Origin of the sequence: Mycobacterium sp. (assembly GCF_035506235.1) — a bacterium.
Taxonomy (GTDB): domain Bacteria; phylum Actinomycetota; class Actinomycetes; order Mycobacteriales; family Mycobacteriaceae; genus Mycobacterium.
Genome location: NZ_DATJPU010000127.1, coordinates 1 through 13,633, shown reverse-complemented (window position 1 = coordinate 13,633; position 13,633 = coordinate 1). Strand labels below are relative to the sequence as shown.

Annotated in this window: 12 protein-coding genes and 1 riboswitch; of the genes, 6 read left to right on the top strand and 6 right to left on the bottom strand. The window is 64.9% G+C overall.

The features are described 5' to 3' along the window. Positions 1-493, top strand: a 493-nt coding sequence (locus tag VMD50_RS11715; RefSeq protein WP_325427920.1) for an integrase core domain-containing protein, incomplete at its 5' end; no start/stop codon positions are given. On the opposite strand, the gene cas4 is transcribed toward VMD50_RS11715, so the two are convergent. From cas4 to VMD50_RS11685, 6 genes are read right to left on the bottom strand one after another with little or no spacing between them, the layout of a single operon-like run. Then, positions 385-1,584: a CRISPR-associated protein Cas4 gene (gene cas4, locus VMD50_RS11710; RefSeq protein WP_325427919.1), complete on the bottom strand. Its 1,200-nt coding sequence runs from the start codon at positions 1,582-1,584 to the stop codon at positions 385-387. The genes VMD50_RS11715 and cas4 overlap by 109 nt on opposite strands. A 3-nt stretch (positions 1,585-1,587) precedes the next feature. After that, the gene (gene csb2 / locus VMD50_RS11705; RefSeq protein ID WP_325427918.1) at positions 1,588-2,973 is read right to left on the bottom strand and encodes a type I-G CRISPR-associated protein Csb2; all 1,386 of its coding nucleotides are present in this window, start codon (positions 2,971-2,973) and stop codon (positions 1,588-1,590) included. Between the two features lie 2 nt (positions 2,974-2,975). After that, positions 2,976-3,932: a type I-G CRISPR-associated RAMP protein Csb1/Cas7g gene (cas7g, locus tag VMD50_RS11700; RefSeq protein WP_325427917.1), complete on the bottom strand. Its 957-nt coding sequence runs from the start codon at positions 3,930-3,932 to the stop codon at positions 2,976-2,978. Continuing rightward, positions 3,929-6,025 carry a type I-G CRISPR-associated protein Cas8g1/Csx17 gene (gene cas8g1, locus VMD50_RS11695; RefSeq protein ID WP_325427916.1) on the bottom strand — a complete coding sequence of 699 codons (2,097 nt, stop codon included), beginning with the start codon at positions 6,023-6,025 and terminating at the stop codon, positions 3,929-3,931. The genes cas7g and cas8g1 overlap by 4 nt, the downstream gene beginning before the upstream one ends. Next, entirely contained in the window at positions 6,025-7,320 is a 1,296-nt protein-coding gene (locus tag VMD50_RS11690) for a CRISPR-associated endonuclease Cas3'' (protein WP_325427915.1), read from the bottom strand. The genes cas8g1 and VMD50_RS11690 overlap by 1 nt, the downstream gene beginning before the upstream one ends. Before the next feature lie 9 nt (positions 7,321-7,329). Then, positions 7,330-8,271 (bottom strand): DEAD/DEAH box helicase, encoded by a 942-nt coding sequence (locus tag VMD50_RS11685; RefSeq protein ID WP_325427921.1) that lies wholly within the window; start codon positions 8,269-8,271, stop codon positions 7,330-7,332. Positions 8,272-8,571: 300 nt separating this feature from the next. Then, positions 8,572-8,682: riboswitch (SAM riboswitch) on the top strand. A gap of 30 nt (positions 8,683-8,712) precedes the next feature. Here VMD50_RS11685 and VMD50_RS11680 point away from each other — a divergent pair. The 5 genes from VMD50_RS11680 to VMD50_RS11660 all read left to right on the top strand — a co-directional run bounded on the left by VMD50_RS11680 (position 8,713) and on the right by VMD50_RS11660 (position 13,443). Continuing rightward, a complete protein-coding gene (locus VMD50_RS11680; protein ID WP_325427914.1) occupies positions 8,713-9,213 on the top strand; it encodes a hypothetical protein in 501 nt (166 codons plus the stop codon). A gap of 897 nt (positions 9,214-10,110) precedes the next feature. Then, the gene (locus VMD50_RS11675; protein ID WP_325427913.1) at positions 10,111-11,127 is read left to right on the top strand and encodes a DUF4331 family protein; all 1,017 of its coding nucleotides are present in this window, start codon (positions 10,111-10,113) and stop codon (positions 11,125-11,127) included. A 221-nt stretch (positions 11,128-11,348) separates the two neighbouring features. Then, on the top strand, positions 11,349-11,516 hold the full coding sequence (locus VMD50_RS11670; RefSeq protein WP_325427912.1) for a hypothetical protein: 168 nt from the start codon (positions 11,349-11,351) through the stop codon (positions 11,514-11,516). Positions 11,517-12,061: 545 nt separating this feature from the next. Then, positions 12,062-12,385 carry a helix-turn-helix domain-containing protein gene (locus VMD50_RS11665; RefSeq protein WP_325427911.1) on the top strand — a complete coding sequence of 108 codons (324 nt, stop codon included), beginning with the start codon at positions 12,062-12,064 and terminating at the stop codon, positions 12,383-12,385. After that, complete coding sequence (locus VMD50_RS11660; protein ID WP_325427910.1) at positions 12,376-13,443, top strand: integrase core domain-containing protein; 1,068 nt, start codon at positions 12,376-12,378, stop codon at positions 13,441-13,443. Before VMD50_RS11665 ends, VMD50_RS11660 begins: the two co-directional genes overlap by 10 nt. Positions 13,444-13,633 lie beyond the last annotated feature (190 nt).

Here is a 13,633-nt window from a genome sequence, read left to right as displayed (position 1 = left end):
CAACATCGCGCAGGCATGGATGGCCGAGCTGACCGCGCTGCACGGGCGGCCCGGCGCGATCCACGCCGACCGGGGCTCGGCGATGACGTCAAAGAACGTCGCCCAGCTGCTGATCGACCTCGGCGTCGCCCGCAGCCACTCGCGCCCGCGGGTGTCCAACGACAACCCGTTCAGCGAGTCCCAGTTCAAAACGCTGAAGTACCGCAACGATTTTCCCGAACGTTTCGACTCGATCGAGCACGCCCGCACCTGGTGCAAGGGCTTCTTCGACTACCTGCGGCACGAGCACCGCCATTCCGCGCTCGGCCTGCACACACCGGCGTCGGTGTACTTCGGCACCGCCGCCGACATCCAGGCCGAACGAGCCCGGGTCATGGCCGACGCCTACGCCGCCAACCCGAACCGGTTCGGCACCCCACCGCAGCCCCCGAAACTGCCGACCGCGGCATGGATCAACCCACCGGCCCCACAACCGAAAATAGCGTCCACATAATGAGACGCTGTCTCAAACACCTTGACAGCTACCGCATCAGCAGACAGCCGCTTCAGCGTTGCCAGTGTTGCAGCGACGTCGCAGCGGGCGTTGCGCCTCAGCAACGTACGAGAGTTCATGATCTTACCGGCGACCATCTGCTGCGCCAAGCCATTTCCGCCCTGGGCGTGCGCGGCGGTCTGCCGCCGCCTGACCTCGGCGTATCGCGGCGGCTGCCCTACCGCGAATCCCTGCAGCCAGCCGCCGGTGCTCATCCACAGCACGGGGATGTCGCGCGCGAAGCATTCGTGGAGTGCCTGGGTGCTGACCTGTACACGTCCGAATACCACTAACTGTGCAACGTCAATCAGCCGGAAGGAGGCGATCTGTTCGTTGTCGCGTGTGACTTCAAGCCTCGCGCTGCGAACGCCGACGAAGGCGCCTGGCTCCGTCACGTAGACAGGCCGCTGATCGGGATCGCGCGGCACAAGGCGACGCGGCGGCTGTTCCTGGCGCGCAAGCAGCGCGTTGGTCTCGTCTGGCAAGCACAGGCCGACCAGTGAACAGCGCACACATTTGGGGCTGTTCACGAGCGGGAGCGGTGCAGTGGCCTGCTGTGCGATCTGGCGTGCGGCCGCGACGATGTCGGTGACCCGCGCAAGCCGCTCGGATGTCAGTTCGACGCTGACCCGTCTCCGTGGTGTCGCGTAGTAGAGTTCGGCTCGATCGCAGCGATATCCGTTGTCGCGAAGGATGATTCCGTGGATACAGGCCTGAACCTCGTCGCTCGGCCACGGTGCGCCGTCGGGCTGTGGCTCACCCTTTTTGTAATCGACTGGGACCACACCATCGTCGACGCCGGTAATCACGTCGATCTTGGCGATGACACCGAGCCGTTGGGAACTAAGCGTCACTGAGCGTGCCGCACGTAACTCGCCAGCGTCGGGCAGTGGAGCGGCGCCGGTCTCGGTGTCGACGCGCTGGTGAACCTGTTCTCCGAGCCGGGTGTCGTCGTTATCGGCGAATCGTCCCTGCACCCACTCGAGGTAAAAGAGCCTTGGGCAGTAGACAAATTCGTTCACCATCCGGGCGGGCAGCAGATCCTCGTCCATCAGTCAGCGCTCCGGCACGAACAACCCCAGCCCGAAGTGACTGAGCCAACCCAACGGAAGCGGGCCGTGAACGGGCTGCGTGAATCGCAGCCGAATGAACTCGGCGGGCAGGTGGGCTTGGCCTTGGCGCGTGTCTCCACGCTGGCGCGCGCTGGGCCGGTGCCTGACAAACGCTGTCCACGGCCCGTCGATGAACTCGACATCGGATGCGTATGCGTGGCCACGTAATCCAAGTTCGCGCTGAATTTCGTTGACAACGAAGCTCCGCCATTCATCTCGGTTCTTCTTCGGGTATCGCGAGGGCGTGAATGGCGTCACAGCCTGCCATGTTTGGGCCGGTCCGACGAGTTCCGGGGCGACTTGCTCGACCGCGCCGATGCCGGAGACCCGTACCTGCATGCGGTGTTTGTAGTCGTAGAGGGCGCGAACATCGCACAATGCGCTCAGTTCTTTGTCGGCAAGCCCGCCGGGCACCCAGACCAGCAGTCCGGTCAGACGTCGGTCACGGATGATGGGCAGGTAGTGGGCGTGCATCCCGCCTTGCATCGGCGCGTCGTCGGAGGTCCTTCCGCCCAGCATGGTGCCCTCGGCGTTGCCCCCAAGTTGCTTGATAGCTGCCTGACGCAACAGGTCCGTGTAGATGGCGGCGTCAGTGTCTGGCGGCAACGCGGCATGGAGCAGGTCGAATCGCACCCCGGTGACCGTCTTCGTTGGCTGCCGATGCGGAACGGTAACGGGGAGGTCGGCGGGGCGGTCGAGACCGTAGGCCACGAGGCGCGATCCGAGCGGGAACCGCAATCCACCACGGCGCACGTCGGCAGGAGAGGCGAGAAGGGTATCTACGGCCAGCGGTAGTTCCGCCGCCAGAACGGATGTCGCTTCTGCGTAATCGTCCACATGCTCTGCCACGTCAAGAGGTTTCCAGATTGCGTGTCCGGCAGGTGTCGAATCTGTTTCGACGGCGCCGGTGCAAATGCTGTCGGCTCGGCCGAAGTACGGAATCGATTCGGCGATCCGTCGCAACGCGTCCCGCTTGTTGGGCTCCAGTTCGTTCGGCCACTGGATGGCGAGCTGATCTTCGCGACCGAATACGGCAAAGGCGTCGAGGGTGCGGTCCCTGCCGTCTTTGGCGTCCGGGTAGTAGTGCCTGCTGTGCGAAATACCATGGGAGGGAACGTAGAACGTCGGCGGTCCGGCCAGGTCGGCCAGCAGCGCATGTACGTTTTCCTCTGGCAGTTCAGGGCAACGGGTTTTCCAAACCGCGTACAGCGTCCGCAGCAGCCGCCACGGTGAGGGCGGCAACTCGACTGCGCCCTCGTTGACGTGCCGGTCCCAGGGCGTGGCGTGATACCGCCCGAGCGGGAAGGTCAGTACAAGGGTGGTGGGCACGGTCAGCCCTTCTTCCCGGACCATTCGACGGTGATTGCCTTGCCGTCTCCGAACGCGCCCTTTGATTTGGCGATGAGGCCGCGCAGCGTGGTGGTGAGCTTGTTGGCTGGCGGCAAATCTGGTCCGAACCGCGCGGTGACCGGTGACACCTGCTCAAGGTCGCACGCGGTGCGCAGCCGCAAGCCGCCGTCAAGGAGATTGCGAATCTCCCACAGCGCCAACGTTTCCAGCGCCTCGGTCGCGGGCTTGGGGAGTCCGTAGGAGCGCAGCAGTTCGACGTCGACAGCGAACGACGCAATGATGCGCTTGGCTGTCCATTCGATACGGGAGAACGGCACCGACCCGTACCCTTCGGCGGTGCCCCCTTCGCTCTCGCCGAGGTGGTGGCGCACATGGTCTGATTTGCGGCCACCGCTGACCCTGCGCTGGACGTCGTGGGCCTCGATCACGCCGGACACCACTCGGGTGAACCTCGGTTGGCCGAGCCACTGCTTCTGGGTGAAGAACACCCCATGCAGCAGGCAGAACGGATCCAGTTGTGCGACCGCTGCCGCCATGGCCGGGTAGTCGAGCGGGGTGTCATCGGTAAGACGGAGTCGCTCGCCGATCACGTCGACCATCGGCTTTTTGTTGAGGGTGGCCGTGTGGACGAACGGCGACGCCAGCCGATGCGCCTCCAGCCTGCTCGACGTCAGGAATTCGCCGGTCTTGGCGCGAACCACCCGCACATACGGCAGACCCGATACCGCGTCGACGGGCCGGTTCTCGGCGCCGTCCCAGGCCGTCGCTTCGAGCCGGTTGGCCATCGACTGCACGGATTCGACCAGCAGTGCGTCGACTTCTCGGCCGTCTTCGTATCTGGTGAAGGTGGCGGCACCGATATCGGGAAACCCGGTGGGCTGAAACGTGCTTCCGAACAGCGGCGCCAGTTCAACATCGTAGATATAGCGCGTGATCATGCACTTGCCTCCTGTTTCGGTGTGATTCGGTGCGATCCGACGACGGCGACGCGGCTTAGGGCAGCGTGGTGGTCGGCTGCCGCGGTGTTCAACAGCAGTGCGGCCGCCAGTCGGGTGCCGTCGTAGGGCGCGTCGGGGACGGTCACGACGTACCGCAACCCGGCGATGCGCAGCCGCCGAGAAGCATCGCGTAGAACATCGGGAATATGTCCGGCGATCAACTGGGCGGCCCATTCATGATCTGGGCGCACAAACAGCGACTCCGGTTTGTCCTCGATGCTCGTGTAGTGCAGCGGTGTCGCGGAGGTGAAGAGCAGCAGTAGATCAAGGGCAGGGGCGGGCGGTGAGGTAACTCCGGGCAGGTTCACGCCCCGCGTATAACGCCAGTCGACGCACGACAGGCCAAGTATCAGGGCTGCGGTTCGGTCGTCGTCGATCCCGCCCTCGACGAAGGCCAGGATGTCGCCGGACCGTAGCCGCATGCCTCGTTCGAAGACGATCCGCGCACCGCGCACCGACAGCGTCCGGTCGCGGATGGTTTCCTCAGTGGCGGACGGGAAGCTGCGGCGCCGCGCGATGTCGGCGAGGCCTGCCGCGAGGCCGCCAGCCAGTAGCGGATCGTCCAGCCATGTCTCGAACGGGTTGCGCTCGTCGTGGGAGGTCGCGACCGCCAACGCGATTCGCAGTTCACGGTCGTCATCGAGTGCATCGCGCAGGTGGTCGAACAGCTTGGCACCGTTGGGGAGGTGCAGTTCGGGCAGATCGGCTGCGCGCACCCTCCCGGATCGCGATGCCGCCGATCGGCATCTGCCGAGGGCGGCGAACACCTCTGCAAGCGCGGAAGGCTCGCCGCCACAAGCATGGTCGTAGATCGCTTGGTCCAGGGCGCGTAGCCGCGCGGCGGTGTACGGCGGCGGGTCCGACCTGCGAAGCACGTCGCACCAGCGGTCCAGCCTGGCCAGCAGGTCGACGCCGCCGCGAACACCGACCTCGATGCGGTCGGCGGGCACGGCGATCGGGCTGCGCCCGAGCCGGTTGACGAAGACGTGCCGCTGAAACGCGGCGATGCCCCGATCCACGCCCAGTGTGGCTGCCGCGCGAGCCATATCCAGACCCGACCGTGCGGTGTGGAAGTTCCAGTCGGCACGCCCCTCACCGAGCAGGTGCGCGATATCAGGGATGCGCATGGGTTCAGACCATTCCGGTGCCCACAGTTCGGCAAGCGGACGCTCTTCTGAAGCCGACGAGGCAAAGCCTGCCGTCGAACCCCACACCTGGAACGGCAGCGCCGCCCCAGGGTAGGCAGAGCCGTATCGCCGAACAACGGCGGTGGCGAACAGTAGCGTGCCCTCGATCAGGAGTAGGAATGTCCAGGGGTTGCCCACGGAGTTAGGTTCATCGGGCGCGCCGACACCGCCGGGGTCGAACTGCCCGGGGGACTCTGTAGGCAACGACGCACGCTGCTGTCCGTCGAGGGCCGATGTCAGCCACTCAGGGCTGCTAGGGCTTTCCAGCACGGCGCGGACCTGCTGCAGGTAGGTCACCGACAACTCCTGGCGACCCAGGTTGCCGCCGGTGCCGAGTAGCCGCGAGTACGACGGGTCGTTATCTTGCCCGAGTGCGATCGCCGCATCCAGCCACGCGAGGGCCGCATCCGGGAGTTCATTGCGGCACAGCCGGAGCACGTCGGGCTTACGGTTCTTCTCCCAAAGGTCGGTGATACCCAAGCGGCCCGCCTCACTGATTACCCGATCGCTTGCGGCTACGGCATCACGCAGCGGCCCCAGCCGCTCGTCGGTGCTGTCGCGAACCCACTGCACTATGCGCTCGGCTGTGGGACTCGTACCCTTCGCGACGAACCCCGATCCTGAATTCCACGGTGCCACAATCGATTCCGGCTGAAATTCGGAATAGATAGCGGCAGCAACGTCGTCGATCGCCGAAAATCGGCAGCGCAACACGTACACACCTTGCTGCCAATATCCTTCAGCCTCAACATCGAGCGTCCGAGCGACCGCTCGATGGACACCGAGGGCGGAGAGATACCCCGACAGCGGCGTAGCGCGGCAGCCCGTAAGCGGGAGTTCGCCCATCACACAACCCCATTCGCACTCGCCTGCCAGTCGGCAGCACGGACCAGGGCCTCGCAGAACGCCAACCGGAACAGCCCGAGATCAGCGCGGTCGCGCAACACAATGGCCCGACTCGTCAGTGAATCGACTCCATGGGTGGTGGGGCGCAGGGCCAATGTCACCGGCGGGATCGGCTGACCCTTGACAGCGAAACCGATGGTGCGGCTGCCATCCTGGACACCGAGCGTGACACCGGGCGGCTCGTCGGGCTGCCCCCGAATGGTTAGCCGCACTTTTCCGTGATGGGCGCCGACCAGATACACCACCAGATCAGGTTCCGGCTCACCCTCGAGCAACCCGGCCGACGCTTCGTGCAGCCACAGCGCACTGACCAGCTCGTGGCGAAAGTGCGCTGGATCGTGGCGCAACGGCCGATGACTGGGAGATTTGGCCCACAGAATGCCGTTAGTCGGCGGTGGAGCATCGGGATTCGCGTTGGCCAGCGATGCCTGGAACGTCGGGTGCGCCTTGCCGAGATCGTGAAGCAACGCCGCGCAACCGATCGCGCCGCGCTGCGGCCTGGTGAGGTCAAGGCTGCGGCCGAATCGGCGTATCAGCGCCCGTGCCGCGGTTTCGGTCTCCACAAGATGGTCGGCCAACGGCACCCACTTGGCGCAACCAGTCGACAGCGGATCGCGGTCGAAGGCGTCCGGTGTCCTCAACTCGACCGCGACGGGTTCAACAGCCCGCCTGCTGCCGGGGTCAAAACCACGCTCGGGCAAGTAGCCGCCACGCAGCGCATCCAGCACGATAACAGCAGTTGGACGGACATCGTCTCGGCGAGCGGCCCGCCACGTGCCATCCACCTGATCCCAGATACGGGCACGGGTCGGGTCCGATCTGATCATGTCCCGCACCTCGGCGATCGGCGCCTGGCACAACTCGGCGCGATCCACCGCAGGCATGTCGTCGGTGTCGAAGTGACGCCAGGCGACCGACACGGTTCGGTTGTCAGCGTCGCGGATGAACGCGCTGACGTCGATGTCGTCACCCGTGAGGTCGGGTGCGGTGTCGAAGAGGTCGACCAGATCGCGGCGCCGCAGGACAGGATGGATCGGCGGCGTGACGGCCACGTTCTGGTCGGCCAGTTCCCGGCCGGTCATCGCACAACCCTCCAGCGCAGTGAGTCCCGCCGCTGCGGAGCCGAGGTCATCCGGGTCGTAGGGTAGGTGCGCCTGGGCACTGGGCGGCACGGTCCACAACAGTCGCGCATCAGCGGCGCGCCCATCGCGGTTGCACCGGCCCGCGCGCTGCACAATCGACGGCTATGGCGCAACCTCGGTGATCAACAACTCCGAGGTCACGTCCACGCCAGCTTCCAGGACCTGGGTAGCGATTACTATCGTGCCGGTCGGGCCAGGATCGGCAAGCGCTGCCGCTGTGTTCGACGCACGGTCGGCGAGCCGGAACCGCGAATGCAGCAGCACGAATTCGGCATCCGGCGCAAGCTTGGCCAGCTGTGTGTGCACCTCCAGCGCGCGCTCGACCGTGTTCAACATGACCAACGTCCGGGTGCCCGCCCGGTGTTCGGCAACCACCCGCGCCGCCAGTGCCGCCGGATATTTTTTCGGGTCGGTGCCCAGGTCGAGCCGCCCCACGGTGCGGGTCGCGGCCATGCGGTGGCCGAGTTCGCCCACGCCTTTAGTGACGTCCACCACTGATAGCGGCCGGTGCAGGTTGACGGTGGACAGCTCGGCCACGTCGATCGTCGCCGACATCCACATCGACCGGCACGGCAGTGCAGTGCCGAAAGCCTCGCGCAGACCTTGCAGTTGAAGCGACGTGGGCAAGCCCGGTCCCATCAACTGCACCTCGTCGAAGACGAACTGCACCCCTGCATGCAGCAGACCGAAGCTCATCGGCCAGGCCGAGCGGAACTCCGCGAAGCCGCGCATGAGCAGCCGCGACAACACCATATCCTGCGTGCCAACGAAGATTCGCTCGGTGTCCGGATGCATCTTCCATTCGTGATCGCGGCCGTCCTCGCCGCCCATCAACACGTGCACCCCAACCGGATCGGCCAACGCCTGGACCCATTCGCGCGTTTTGCTCACCGTCTGATCAACAAGGGTGCGCTGCGGCAACACCACCACCAGCCAATGCGGCGTTGCTGCGCGCACGGTCCGATCAGGGTGAGCGATCCTCCGATACAGCCACGGCAACACCGCCGCCAGCGTCTTTCCCGAGCCGGTCGGCGCACGGAGCATCTCCGGCAACCCCAACTCCGCCAACCTCGTCTGATACGGATACGGCACCTGTCCGCCCGTCGCCGCTGCGACGAAATCCTTGAATCCCACTAGCCAGCCCGCCGAATCAGATCGGACACATGATCATGGCTCACTGACCTCCATAGGAGTCACGCCTCGACGTACCGATGGTTCGCTGTCAGCCGAGCCACGACAAGGGCCTTTCGGCACCTGGCAAATCCCGTCAGCGAGGCTACGAAGGGGCTTCGGGGCCAGCTGCCCACAATCCTGACAAGGGCTCCGCCAAGTAGAATTGATTTGCTTCACGAGATGCGTCGCCAAGCTCCGACTGGACGGCAGGCCAACCCCACGCTCGTGGGTGGCTCGGATGACGAAGCGGCCGACACCGACCGGCGCGGGCAAGAGCGCCTCCCCTAGGGAGGCTCGGCATTGGGAGTCTCCATGTCCGGGTATGTCTGGGATCTTTCTGGCACCGATGACCAGTGCGACTCGTATGGGCCGGGCCATCAGATTCATTGGATTCATTTCAACCACTCCATGCGGGAGCAATCGGTGGTCATCCCCGTCACCGCAGTGGTAGACGACGACGGGCTGGTGCACATCAAGGGCGATGGCCTATCTCTGGTGCGGTGGAATCACCGCCCGGCGCTGCTGCACGATGCGCTGCAACGCTTCGGCGGGATGGCTGACTGGAAGCCACGCTGGCACCTCCTGGCGGTTCCGACGGAAGCATTCATGGGGAGTGCGCGAAGCGTGTTCAACTTGGCGACGCTGGCCAAGAGGAGCGAATCTTACGTTGTGCGGTCTACCAACCCCAACCACCTGGTTCCCAGCGCGCCGTCACCGACGAATGTGTCGCCCCTGCGGATCGCCGACTGGTACGTGGCTAGGCGTAAAGCAATGCAAGAAACGAAGTCTTTCTGCGGCAAGGCGGAGAGCTAGAACCCATCCACCGCGCAGGTTCTTTCAGCGTGCTGCCAGATAATCGGGCTGGCCTGCCGTGTTTCAAGATGAAACATTGCGCCAGAACGTTGCACGTCCCATTTGATAGGCGTGTACCCGGCAAACAGGGCTCCCTGCCCGTGCAGAGGTATCTCATTGCCCCGCCGTGGGCTTCGGTGTAGCCATCGCTCCAAGCGCAGCCATCATCTGGGCATGGTCGTCATCGGACAGGTGCGTGTAGATCACCAGCGTTGTGGTGACCTCTGAGTGCCCGATGAACGGGCTCAGTTGCAACGGCCGAATACTGTCTGCGGCTAATCAAGCTGGGTCGTCGCCGGTGACTGTTCACCGAACCCAATACCGACAGCTCCCATTTGACAAAAGCGATCGCTATCACGCCGCCGGATCGTGAGGGTCAAGCCGTTCGGCTGGAATCATTTCGTGTTCGATTTCATCCATGCCGGATTGGACGCAAGCCGGTCACGACCGGTTTCATGACACCGGCTGCGGCGACCTCAACGGCGACCCGATGGCGCTGACTTCGGACGGCGCACGCCAGTGTCGCCCTCCTATCCATACCAGCAACACGTCACACCAACCGTTTAGGGATACCTCGCGATGCCTCAGCTGAACCCAATTCCATTCGCGCAGGCCAAGATACAGGAGACTATCGGCAACACGCGCCGGATGGCTGGCGAACTACTCGACACTGGCTGGGACTGACCCTGTCCTGGCTGTGAATAGGCACCTGCCCCCGTGCCCGAACGACTGGGCCAAAGGCCCCACACCGTCGGCGTGGCCTCGGTGCCAACGGATGGGCGCAGTTAATCACTACGCAGCGCGGTGACGGGTTAGGTTGACGACGAACGAGAACACGCCTGGAGAGGTGCTTTCACAATGTCCAACCATTTCACCGGCCTGAGTCTCGGACCGCCGCTCGGAGATCAGCGCCTTGACCTGTGTGATCTGTACGCGTTCCAATCGCCGACCAACAGCTCGCGGACCGTCCTGATCCTCAGCGCCAATCCGAACGCCGACGCGCTGCACCCGGATGCCATCTATCGATTGGCGATCGACACCGACGGTGACCTGGTTAACGACATCGCGTTCAGTTTTGTGTTCTCCACCCCGGTGGACGGCCAGCAGACGGTCAACGTGTTCATAGCCCGCGGTGAACAGTCCCGTTCACCCGAGCCAGTTGGCGAGCAGATCTTCACCGATGTCGAGGTGTCATTCGGATCGCAGCCGAGTGTCGTCACCGCCGGTGATATCACGTTCGCCGCCGGTGCTCGAAGCGATGCCTTCTTCTTCGACTTCGACGGCATCAAGAACCTGTTCGACACCAGCGGCAAGCGCAATTTCACCGCTCCTCATCTCGCCGAACTCGGAGGCAAATCGCCGTGGACGGGCCAGGATTCGAACACCGAGGCCAATGTCTGCTCGATGGCGATCGAGCTGCCGACGAGCACACTCGGCGCGACAGGGCCGATCCGGATCTGGGGTCGTTGCAGCCTGCGCGAGAACGGCACACTGAATCATGTGGACCGGGCCGGGCACCCGTCGGTGAGCAGTTTCTTTAATACCGACGACACCAAACTGGAGTACAACGCCAGCGAGCCCCCGAACGACTGGAACCGGTGGCTTGACCAGTTCGTCCACCTGATGGGTCACACCGGCGGCTACACCCGGGAGGAGGCCATCGCCGTCATCGAGAAGGAGGGCACGCTGCCGGACATGCTGACCTTCGACCCGGCCAAACCGGCGCAGTACCCAAATGGCCGGGTGTTCACCGACGATGTCATCGACTACCGGCTGGCGTTCCTCACCAAGGGCGAGTGTCCGCCGTCGGGCCTCTCACCGCATACCGACACACTGACCGAGTTCCCATATCTCGGTCCGCCGCATGCACCCTAACCGAGCTGCGGGGCGGCGCTCGACCAGGTAGCGAAAGGAGGCCGCCGCGATGACTGACTACCGAAAGTGCCTGACGCACTTCACCAATCCTGATCACCTGCTTCCCAACGCGCCGTCTCCGACGAGTGTGTCGCCCCTGCGCATCGCTGCCCGGTATTTGGGCGGGAGGCCAAGGTCTCAGCGGCGCAGTTAACCTTGCGTCAGAGCTGATTGCATCGGGTGTGACCACACAGCCCGTCGAGACCGTGGTCGCGGTGCTGGCTGCAAGCCGTGGCGGCGTGTCGATCAACACGGCCGCCAAGGCGTCGGGGATCAGTTACAGGACTGCGCAGCGGATCGTGGAGGCTGCCGCAGCCTACCGGCAGCGGCAGCTCGCGGCGGTCGGCTGACGGGTCACGCCACCGCCAAAATGGGTGGAAGCACCCTGCGGATTACTGCTGACTGGGTGGCCCTGCCTCACCGCAAAATCACCTGGCGGTGACTAAGCCGGAAACGGGATGGCACATGCATGGCACGACCGCCATGTTAAGGAAGAGAAACCGCCTCCGAGCTGCATAAACAGGGGTGCCCCCGGCAGGATTCGAACCTGCGGCCTTCTGCTCGGAGGCAGGCTGCTAGCGCCGAGCTGGAAAAGTAGACGACGTCCGAGCCAGAACCAGTCGCAGGGGCCAGCCCCTGCGAGGGTGCGTCCACACATTGCTGACGACAGGGTCGTCGTGGACACCCCATTGCACCACGAGATACACCCCTACAGATAAGACCGTTCCCCACGATCAAAACCAAACCCAAAATCACCATGGGACACAGTCGGATACACCCCAAAACTGGTCTGCGTCTGACTTCGCGTGGTCTGCGTCTGACTTCGCCGCAGAGATCGGGCTGAGAAATTACCCAAGCGTGGCAGGCTTCTCGGGTGACCCGAGAGGAGCTGTTCATGCCCGATCCCAACGGCCGTCGCCGTCCGTCGAAGCTGTCGGCGGAGACGAAATGGGAGATCTTCTTACAGGTGACATCGGGGGAGATCACCCAGGCCGAGGCCGCCCGCAAGTGGCGCGTCGATGTGTCGACGGTGATTGGGATCCGGCGCACGGTCAAGGACGCCGCGTTGTCGGCTTTGGCGCGCAAGCCGGGTCGTCCTGGCGCGCAACGCGATTGGCAGCTCGAAGCCGCCCGGGCGGAGATCGCGCAGCTCACCGAGGCGGTCAAGGCGCAGGCCATCGAGTTGGCGGTCGTGCGGGGAAAATCCGGGTGGGGCTAAGCGGGCCGGTGCCGGTGCGGGTCCCCGCCGAGGTCAAGGAGCTGGTCCTGAAGACTGTCGACGACGCGGTCGTGGCCGGGTTCGCCCACACCTGGGCGTGCTCGCTGTGGCAGGTCTCCGACTGCCGGGTACACCGTTGGCGGGCACGCCGGCGCGACGAGGGCACCCTGGTCGACCGGGCGCCGGGCGGGCACCCGGTGCACGCGCTGCTGCCCGACGAGGTGGCGGCGATCCTCGACATCGCCGAACGCTGGGGCACCGTCGACCGCAGCCATCGCAAGCTCGCGCACCGCGGCTCCTACCAGGGCATCGTGTGGGTGTCGCCGTCCAGCTTCCGCCGCGTGCTGGTCGAGCACGGCCTGTCCCTACCCGAACCGGCGCCGCGCACGCGATCGGAGAAGCGCCCGTGGCCGGACTGGCTGGTGTGGGCGCCGAACCGGATCTGGATCTGGGACGCAACACATTTCACCCGCGCCCGCCGGGTCTGCTTCGCAATCGTGGACCTGGTGAGCCGCAAGTGGATCGACACCCTGGTCTCGGTCGAGGAGACCGCCACCCAGGTCACGGTGCTGTTCGAGCGCGCACTTGAGCTCGAGGGCCTGCTGGAGCGGCTTACCGACGAACGCCTCGAGCTGGATCCCGACGACCCGCGCCGGCCGATCCTACTGGCCGTCAGCGACAACGGGCCGCCGATGACCGCCCGCGACACCCGCGCGTTCATGGCGCTGATGGCCATCGCCCAGCACCACGGCCGCCCCGGTGTGCCCCAGGATCAGGCGTGGATCGAGTCGTTCTTCGGCCACGTCAAGGGCGAGTGGCCGCACCTGGAAACCATCGCCGAGCCGTCGCTGCTGGAAGCCGAACTGGCAAGAGTGCGAACGGAATACAATTCCGTGAGGCTGCACGAAGCGATCGGATACGTGACTCCCGACGACGAGCACACCGGTCGCGGCGAAGCCATCCGGCAAGCCCGCCGCGACGGACTCGAGTGTGCCCGGCAGCGGCGACTCGACTACCATCGCCACACCAGCGCCGACCCCACCGGGGAGATGCCATGAGTTGGGTAATTTCTCACGCCATCTCTGCGGTTAAGTCAGAAACGCCTCAGTCACAGTGCCGAATTCAGTATTTTTCTTGCCATTAACACATGTTTTGCGCGGCCGGGTATGGCCCGCGCACGCGGGGCGGTGAGCTGGCATCGAGGTTCGGCGGCTTGGGTGCCGCCTGATCGAGCTGGCCGGGGTGGGC